This window comes from Ruminococcus sp. (genome assembly GCF_024691275.1).
GTDB lineage: Bacteria > Bacillota > Clostridia > Oscillospirales > Ruminococcaceae > Ruminococcus.
Genome location: NZ_JAILNU010000110.1, coordinates 1 through 4,217 on the forward strand (window position 1 = coordinate 1; position 4,217 = coordinate 4,217).

At 38.9% G+C, this 4,217-nt stretch carries 6 protein-coding genes; 4 read left to right on the plus strand and 2 right to left on the minus strand.

Translation table 11 applies throughout. The annotated features are described in order from the left end of the window. Positions 1-709: AMP-binding protein (locus tag K6G33_RS13445; RefSeq protein WP_296780458.1), on the plus strand; the 709-nt coding region annotated here is incomplete at its 5' end. Between the two features lie 385 nt (positions 710-1,094). Here the strand turns inward: K6G33_RS13445 and K6G33_RS13450 are convergent. Continuing rightward, positions 1,095-1,232, minus strand: coding sequence for a hypothetical protein (locus K6G33_RS13450; RefSeq protein WP_296780460.1), 138 nt, complete (start codon positions 1,230-1,232; stop codon positions 1,095-1,097). A gap of 125 nt (positions 1,233-1,357) precedes the next feature. Here K6G33_RS13450 and K6G33_RS13455 point away from each other — a divergent pair, with 125 nt between their 5' ends. Then, positions 1,358-1,558 carry a hypothetical protein gene (locus K6G33_RS13455; protein WP_296780462.1) on the plus strand — a complete coding sequence of 67 codons (201 nt, stop codon included), beginning with the start codon at positions 1,358-1,360 and terminating at the stop codon, positions 1,556-1,558. A gap of 51 nt (positions 1,559-1,609) precedes the next feature. Here K6G33_RS13455 and K6G33_RS13460 read toward each other — a convergent pair whose 3' ends face one another. Beyond that, entirely contained in the window at positions 1,610-2,035 is a 426-nt protein-coding gene (locus K6G33_RS13460) for a sporulation initiation factor Spo0A C-terminal domain-containing protein (RefSeq protein ID WP_296780464.1), read from the minus strand. 331 nt (positions 2,036-2,366) lie between these two features. Between K6G33_RS13460 and K6G33_RS13465 the strand changes: the two genes are divergently transcribed. Then, on the plus strand, positions 2,367-2,855 hold the full coding sequence (locus tag K6G33_RS13465; protein ID WP_296780465.1) for a hypothetical protein: 489 nt from the start codon (positions 2,367-2,369) through the stop codon (positions 2,853-2,855). Between the two features lie 543 nt (positions 2,856-3,398). Then, the coding region (locus K6G33_RS13470; RefSeq protein ID WP_296780467.1) for a CotH kinase family protein at positions 3,399-4,217 on the plus strand (819 nt) is incomplete at its 3' end.

Sequence of the window (4,217 nt, forward strand, 5' to 3'; positions counted from 1 at the left end):
GACAATGGAGGAAGTTGTCGAGAAGATGCACATGAGCGAGATATGCATAACTTACGGACAGACCGAGGCTTCTCCCGCAACAACTATGAGCAAGACTACCGACTCACTGGAACAGCGCGTAAATACAGTCGGCGGACCTATTTTCGGCGTTGAGTGCCGCATAGTTGATCCTGAGACCAATCAGGAAGTGCCTGATGACGTAGACGGTGAGTTTGTGGCAAGAGGCTACAATATCATGAAGGGCTACTACAAGATGCCCGAGGCTACTGCTGCCGCTATCGACAGCGAGGGGTGGCTCCACACAGGCGACCTTGCAAGACGCCGCTCTTCTGACGGATATTTCAAGATAACAGGTCGTATCAAGGATATGATAATCCGTGGCGGCGAGAACATTTACCCCAAGGAGATAGAGGACTTCCTCTACACATATCCCAAGGTAAAGGACGTTCAGGTCATCGGTGTTCCTGATGAGGACTACGGCGAGGAGATAATGGCTTGTATCGTTCTCCAGGACGGCGAGACAGCTACCGAGCAGGAGATCAAGGACTTCTGTCTTGCAAGAATAGCGAAGCACAAGTGCCCGAGATACGTTGATTTCGTAGACGGGTTCCCTATGAATGCAGCTGGTAAGATACTCAAGTACAAGATGAGAGAGCAGGCAGTTGAAAAGCTCAAGCTCCACAAGGCAGATAGTATTGTAACTGCTTAAAGAATACTCGTATTATTTATACAGCAAATAGAGCTTTTTATCGCTGTTAATAATTTTGCCGAACGTAAACCGTAACTTCAAGAAGACGGTATGTAAAAAATATGTATTTAATTTTCTTTAAGAACAACAGCTCCCTCACAGGTAATGTCATTAAGCTAAATACAGCCTGTCCATAAGAAGCGAATTCAATGCCGATGTATACAATACAAATGACGGAATTACACCTAATGACGCTCTGACGATCCAGCAAAGACTTCTTGGACTCATTTGAATATTGAAAAAAGCTCCGCAATGCGGAGCTTTTTTCGTTTATCGGATATGATTTCCTGTATAAACTGTGTTTTCCCTGCTTCGGGAAACAGGTATATAGGTATTGCCTTGCTGCTCATATAGTCAGGCATTTTTCAAACTTGGCAAGGATATCGGCTTTTTTGTATCTCTTTCCTCTGAATACAAGCTGATTGATACGGTCACCGTAGACCTCATGCCAGTCGTCCTTCAAATCGGGATAATTCTTGAACATACCCAGTCATAAAATACTAAGATACGACATATTTCGACAAAATCTCTGAGAGTATAGCCAGTTTTAATGTGGTTAATAATCACAGCACGGTTTTATACCGTCAAATTATGAAAGGAGATGTTTCTATGAACATCGAGACTATGCTGCAAATTGTAGCCGAACAGAACCACACGACAGTTGAAGAAGTGCGAAAAGAAATGGAAAAGGCAATTATTGACGCAAAAGATACGCCGAATTTCAAAAAGACCTTCGACAATAAGATGCCGACATTGGAGGGATTTATAGAGAAAGGAATTGAACTTGTTAAAGAGAATATGGATAGTTGATAATGCCCATAACAATACTGCCGAAGGTCTGTTTTTGACTACATATTCGCCTTATTGTTTATGTCGAATTGATTCCACCGCCATCGAAAGCACTTCCGATATGTAAGGCTTATCTACTTTATAGTAGAATATTGACTGAACGCGCTGTGAATCATTCTCATATGCGGATTCTATTGCTTTTCTCATATTACGCTCGACAGCTCTAACATTTTTACCATGTTCCATTGCAACCATCGGATATAGTTCTTTTGTAAGGGATTTGAGAAGATGAGGCGATTTTAACGATAGAAGTATTGCTTTTATGAGAAGATGATAACCGGTTAAATGAGGGCGAACACCAAGTTTCTGTACAAATTTTACGACGTCATTTTCCAGCTGGTCTGTATGTAATTCATTCCCTTTTGACGACAGGCTGGCTGGCAAATGATACGTCTTTTTTTCTTCATTTTCATTGATTACAGCGTTGTTTGATAACATAATTATTCTCCTTTTATGTTCCGTAGTTTTAATGTTTTAGTATAGGCTGAAAAACGACAGGATCACCGCTTGCTTCAATAGTTATTATTTTAAGAAAAATAGTTGACATAATTTGATATTAATGATATAATCATACCATTAATAAATGTCAAAGTCTATGCATTGTTTCCCTGCTATTTGAATAAGGTTTTATGTCGAATTAGCCTACTTACTATATGTGAATTGTAACATAATTCGCGGTTTATTTACAAGCTATTTTCAGTATAATCATTGTATAACTTTAGTCTATTTTATTGAACTAAAAAAATACCAAAAAGGAGCTTTTTATTGCATGGAAATCGAAAAACTCAAAAAAACTACCATTGAACGACTAAAAAAGGTCAAGGCAGAGCAGGGATTATCCGTTTCAAGAATAATGGAAATGCTCGAAGCAAAGGGAAAGTTTGTGTCGGAAGCGACAGTTAAAAGAATTTTTTCTGAGGGCTCTGAGGACTTTAATTTCCGTTATCAGGATTCTATAGCGCCTCTTGATGACGTACTTCTTGACCTTTACGGCGATACCAGCGGACTTGATGAAGTAATGGCTTTGAAGCAGATAATACACGACAAGAATCAGACCATAGAATTTATGATGATAAAATTTGAAGAACAGAAATCTGCATATGAAAAGAATGTTGCGCATCTGAAAGGTCAGATACATAGACTTAATGAAAGACTGGATATCCGCGAAAGATCTATTGAACGCAAGGACGCTATCATGGAAAAGCTCCTTAATGCATATCTGCTTAAGGAAACCGGTGATATAGAAGTTGAGATGTAAATATCAGTATAATCCCCCCTGTAAGTCTTATTAAGATTACAGGGGGATTTCATTTAGAGATATTTGAAGTTATTACTCTTCATTCTTTTTGGCGAAACATTCATGATTTTTTGAAATTAATAATTGTTATTATACAGCAGTCAGAGAAGTAATATCTCCGGCTGCTTTTTTGTATAACATAACAAAAAAACGCAGAAGTATTGACATTGTTTACAAAAAATTTTATATATTGATTTATCATGTTATCATACAGCTATAAAGATTCTTTTATATTTAACAAAATCAAAGCGGTTCTTATTAAATATATTGAGTTAGTTATGTGGCATTTGCTTGCCGATTACAAATCTGTAATTATCCGCATCTGGGATAAAAAATATGCTACAATGACCTTGTCATTAGAAAAAAGGACGTAAATGCTTCCGATAATAACATAAAACAGAAGCAAATATATATGCATAGGGGGATAGATGATATGTTGTAGCAATGATTTTATGAAATATACAGATCAAAGAAACGGCTTAATTTTAAAAGGAGGAATTGAAGGTGTCTAATCAAAGAATATTCAAAAAAATGCTCAGCTTTACCACAGCAGCTCTTACCTGCACAAATCTGATGTTCGCAGGTAATTGCGGTCAGCTCTTTTCACAGGAAGGTCTTACAGTATTTGCAGCAGAAACAGAAAATACTGAGATAAGTATCGACAAAACTTACTTGAAGGTCGGAGAAACTCTGAAGATCAATAACCAGACAGGAAGTATCATCAGATGCCTTGCGGACGGCAGTGAGGTCGATCCTGAGAGCTTTGTCCTTACAGAAGGATTCTATGAGACATGGATAGAAGTTCAGGAATTTGACGGTGAAGGATACGAAACAGTGGACAAGGTATACTTCAGCAAGCTTCCCGTTATTTATATCAATACAGATGACGGTCAGGTACCTGCATTTAAAAAGGATGCCAAGAGCGGCGAAATGTTCATACAGAACAACGAAGAAACTGCAGAGCCGCTTTATAACGGCAAAATGACTATGCAAGGCCGCGGCAATACTACATGGGGTTGGGAAAAGAAGCCGTATAAGATAAAGCTCGATAAAAAGACCGACCTTTACGGTATGGGAAAGAGCAAAAAATGGTGTCTGCTTGCAAATTATCAGGACGAAAGCCTTCTGAGAAATACAACTGCTTCAAAGCTTTCCAAGGAGCTCGGTCTCACCACTATGGAAACAGTCTGGACAGATGTAGTCATAAACGGTGAATACGTCGGAAACTATCAGCTCTGCGAGCAGGTAGGCATTGAAGAAGCAAGAGTGGATATATTTGACTGGGAGGGCGAAGCTAAGGACGCCGCTTCTGCTATCGCTAAA

Excerpts from the sequence above, each read along its gene's own strand:
- K6G33_RS13460 (WP_296780464.1), bottom strand. The coding sequence starts at position 2,035 with ATGTTATCAAACAACGCTGTAATCAATGAAAATGAAGAAAAAAAGACG.
- K6G33_RS13465 (WP_296780465.1), top strand. The coding sequence starts at position 2,367 with ATGGAAATCGAAAAACTCAAAAAAACTACCATTGAACGACTAAAAAAG.
- K6G33_RS13455 (WP_296780462.1), top strand. The coding sequence starts at position 1,358 with ATGAACATCGAGACTATGCTGCAAATTGTAGCCGAACAGAACCACACG.
- K6G33_RS13450 (WP_296780460.1), bottom strand. The coding sequence starts at position 1,232 with ATGTTCAAGAATTATCCCGATTTGAAGGACGACTGGCATGAGGTCTAC.